The sequence below is a fragment of the Piscirickettsia salmonis LF-89 = ATCC VR-1361 genome, assembly GCF_000297215.2.
GTDB lineage: Bacteria > Pseudomonadota > Gammaproteobacteria > Piscirickettsiales > Piscirickettsiaceae > Piscirickettsia > Piscirickettsia salmonis.
In genome coordinates, this window is sequence record NZ_AMFF02000179.1 from 1 (window position 1) to 4,159 (window position 4,159).

The 4,159-nt window shown below is 39.4% G+C and carries 3 protein-coding genes; 1 reads left to right on the forward strand and 2 read right to left on the reverse strand.

Annotated features, from left to right (window positions below; all coding sequences use genetic code 11):
* Positions 1–251 precede the first annotated feature (251 nt).
* Entirely contained in the window at positions 252–1,061 is an 810-nt protein-coding gene (locus C200_RS12900) for a hypothetical protein (protein WP_016211767.1), read from the forward strand.
* Positions 1,062–1,611: 550 nt separating this feature from the next.
* Here the strand turns inward: C200_RS12900 and C200_RS12905 are convergent.
* Both C200_RS12905 and C200_RS12910 read right to left on the reverse strand, forming a co-directional pair.
* Positions 1,612–2,433: an alpha/beta fold hydrolase gene (locus tag C200_RS12905; RefSeq protein ID WP_016211764.1), complete on the reverse strand. Its 822-nt coding sequence runs from the start codon at positions 2,431–2,433 to the stop codon at positions 1,612–1,614.
* Between the two features lie 200 nt (positions 2,434–2,633).
* Complete coding sequence (locus C200_RS12910) at positions 2,634–3,866, reverse strand: chemotaxis protein CheV (protein ID WP_032126803.1); 1,233 nt, start codon at positions 3,864–3,866, stop codon at positions 2,634–2,636.
* Positions 3,867–4,159: the final 293 nt, after the last annotated feature.

The following is a 4,159-nucleotide window of genomic DNA, read 5'->3' on the forward strand; positions in this document are numbered from 1 at the left end:
GCGAAGTTCTGAGTGACACAGTTGTTGCAACAGGAGAAGGTGATATACAGTTGAGTGCTCGTTCATATAATTAATTGTTTAAAAAAAAGTAGTGAAAATTAAGTCTGAAGTAGATTAATCATGTAAATGCGTTATTGTATAAATATTTACTGAAAACTAAAAATATTTGCGAGAGTTATCATTCAAAACTCCATGTTTCTAAGCTCCAATAAATTTATTAGGATGATAATTTTAAGTAGGGGCTTAAAGGAATGCCAGCAAACGAATATCCGCAAAGTCGGCTAATCTCTGTAGGTTTGAGTGGGAGCCGAATAACAGGTGATATTGGTCGCAGTCTATCTCGTTTAGAAGCATGTTTGCAGGGGCTTAATATGTTGGATAATCATAGCCGACTTTTTATTGCTCACTGTGAAAGTCTTTCTCGCTATCTTTTTAGTAATGCGCGTTATCATGATTTTTATTATTCATATCGCAGAAACCCAGCTTTAGAGGCTTTGCATTTTTTGAGGGATCATGTGGCACACTTAGTTGTAAAGTTAGCGCCTTTGCGAGGGTTTGAAGCTAGGGAGGAGTTTCAAGTTGCGCTAAATGGCGTATTTGCAGATTTTAATAATAAACTTGATGAAACAATCATAACAAACCTAACTAAAGAAAAAGAGACGCGCAATGTTTGTTACAAGCTGCGAGATGTAAGTTTATCTATTATCTTTTCACAAAGCCAAACCCACGATAGTGCTGGGGCAGGTGCTAAAGTTCAAAGGATGATCACTAAAATAGAGCAAATGGCTAAGAGTGAAGGGGGGCAGGGCTTTAAGTTCGGTTGGTGGGGCACTTTTCGTTCTATCAAAGTCGATGGAAAAAGCTATGATGTTCCTGGCAGAATAGCGAGTTTGTATAAAGTATTAACTGATGATCGCATAACAAATGCTGATAAATTAAGAGCGGCCTACACTTTAAGTGCGTATAAAGAAAAGTCCAAATTTTTGTTTTTTAGACAGCCACAAGAAGAGACTAACGAGATGATACAGAATTTTAAAAAAGAGCTTTGTGCTGATTTGTAGTGAAATGATCCCCATAACTACCCTTGTTTAAGTCTTTGACAGATAGGCTGCTAGCTGGAATAGTGAATCTCTCAAACCTTGGTCTATGGATTCTGCCATAATAACTCCGTGAATTTGACGGTTACACAGGAGATTAAAAATGACAACATTATACGAGATTTTAAGCCATTCAAAGTGGGACTGCAAATACCATATTGCGTTTTTTCTAAGGTAAAGGAAAAAAGTTCTTTAATGGAAATATAACGAAATTTTAGGTGCTTTATTTAACGAATCAGAGGTAGAGCATGGTTTTAGAAGGTCATAACAGTTTTTAGGTAAGAAGAGGAATTTTAATGGAGGGTTACCATGGGGTATCAGCGGTTGGTTTTGAAGAAGGACAAATTAAGGCGTATATCAAACATTAGGATCAATTGATGGGGTTGGATTTTAATGGAAAGGCTAATTTTTAAATTACAGATTGAACTTTAATACTGCTAACCTTTGGAGCTACTTACAGCCATCAAGCCACCCGCTTTGCGGGTGTGTCATAATTATCGAAATGATTATTTAGTCAATTGATATTAATTAAGGGCTGTAAAAATTGAAATAGTGCGTCGTTAACATATTGAGGTTGCTCTAGCGTTGAAATATGACCGGCGTTCTCAATCGTTATAAAAGAAGCATTAGCTAGTTTTCCCGCCATCAGTTTTCCTTCACTGACAGGTCTTGGGATATCATCTTCCCCAGTGATGATAAGTGTTGGAGTTTGAATATTCGTCAGCTTGTTAAGGCGGTCTTCACGGCCAAAAATCATCCGCCCTAATGGAATAATAGACTGTAATTTTTCAGGGGATAGTTTTTGCAGATGAGCTTGAAAGTTTTCTATTAAATCAGGTTGGGTTTTAAATGTTTTAGGTGAGAAAAATAGTGGGACAATTTTATCTAATAAGGGGGTTGGGATAGCTTGAGCCTGTTCGATAGCGGCAAGCATGGCAAAATATTGCTGATATGATAATTCTGGCTCTTTACCGACAAAGGTGTCCATCAGAGTGAGTGCTAAGATGCGCTCAGGAGCTTGCAACGCAAGTTCGGTTGCCCACATGCCACCGACAGACAAACCAATCACAGTAAATTGATCAATGTGCAGTGCATCCATCAGTGCGAGCATTTCACCTGCAAGGTCAGTAAGTGTTTTGGTATTTTTAGGTAAGGAACCAGATTGGCCATGACCCCAGAGGTCTGGAGTAATGCAGCGAAAGTTTTGGCTTAATGCCTGTATTTGTGGTGACCACATGGTATGGTCCCATAAGTAGCTATGACCAAAGAGTAGTGGAAAGCCTTGCCCTTGATCTTGATAGTAGAGGGGTTCGTTATTGATTGTAATTGTGGCCATTGAAATTTACTCTGTTAAAAAAATGACTAGACAAGCTTAACAAAGAACGCTCTATAAATTAACTGATTCAGAGGGTATATTTTTCATGCTTTAATGGCCAAAGTAATGAGGCTTGTTGGCATCGAAAAATCATGCTGATTAGATGATTGATTTAGTGTGAGTTAAGCTGACTTGTATTTTAATGCCAGTTGGTTTTATTTTTATTTGTCATTATTGTTATTATTTTCTGTTCTGACTTCTTTTAACAGCTGGTTTAAATATTCTTCTTCATCCTGGTCTTTCTGTGTTTTATTTACCTGATTTTTCTGCTCTGAGGGTTCTTTTTGAGTTGTGGGGGCGGTCGAGGTTGGAGCAGAGGGTAATCCTTCTATAGCGATATCACTGGCGATGTCGATTATCTCATCGTTGTTTAGCTTGAATTTGTTTGGATTTTCTGATTGGCTGTTTTTGTAATTTTCAGCAAGTTCTGCAGAAGAGGGAACTGTGGTGGTATGATTGCCTTCTTTATACACTTTAATGCGTTGTTGCAGGAGTTCCGCAAGCTTTGTTGCCTGGAATTTTGCCAAAAAGCCATCCGCACCGACTTTGATAACCATATTTTGATTGAATGAGCCACTCATGGACGTGTGTAAAATAATATAAAGTTTTTCAAAGCGTGGATCATTGCGAATCTCAGTAATGAATGTATAGCCATCCATTTCTGGCATTTCAGCATCTGAGATAACGATTAAAATTTCATCGGTGATTGCATTGCTTTTATTGGTCAGCTCGAGTAGCCGTTGTAGGCCATCTCGACCATTGACTGCTTCTATATAATCAAGGTTGAGGCTTTCAACGACTTTTTTGATTTGCATGCGAGCGGTGATAGAGTCATCAACAATCAGTACTTTGGGGTTGAGCTTAGTTTCTGTAAGCCCATTGTTAAGTATATCTTTATCAATGTGGATGGCATCGCTTTGTAGTTCAGCCAGTGCTTTCTCAACATCAAGGATTTCAATCAGCTCATTGTCAACTTTGGTGACCGCTGTTAAGTAGTTATCACTGCCAATACCACTGGGTGGGCGACTGATTGAGTCCCAGTTTAAATTAATAATGCGGTCGACCTCGCGAACAAGAAAGCCTTGAATGGAGCGGTTGTATTCAGTGATGATAAGTACTCCTTCACTGATTTTGTCATCGGGTGTGCTCTCCAAACCGACCATTTTGCTAAGGTCAATGATGGGCATGGTAACGCCGCGAATATGGGCAATACCGACCGTGCATGAGTTGCTTTTAGGGAAGCGGGTAAGCTTTGGGCAGACTAAAACTTCTTGGACTTTAAAAACATTAATAGCAAATTTGGGGCCTGAAAGTAAGCGAAATGTCAGAATTTCAAGTCGATTTTGGCCAACGAGGTTGGTTCGTTGGTCTACAGTATCTAATACGCCTGACATGTAAGTCGCCTCTTGGTTAGTTTTGTGCACTAACCCTTAACAATCCTTAACTTTTATTATAGTCAATCTAGCTGGTTCTTAATTTTTTGGATGTTACTAGGTTAACGTGAGTTCGATATAACTCAGCTGGTCAATAGATTACGCTGGATATTAAGCGATGGCTTCTTCTCCTGAAGACAGTAGGCTGCTAACGCTGCGAGCCATGGAGTGCTAAGCACGGGGTGAGTAGGCCGAGGTAGGTTCGGGTTTTTAGCAGAGCGGAGTTGCGAAAGACCGTTAGGTCTGTAGCAAGC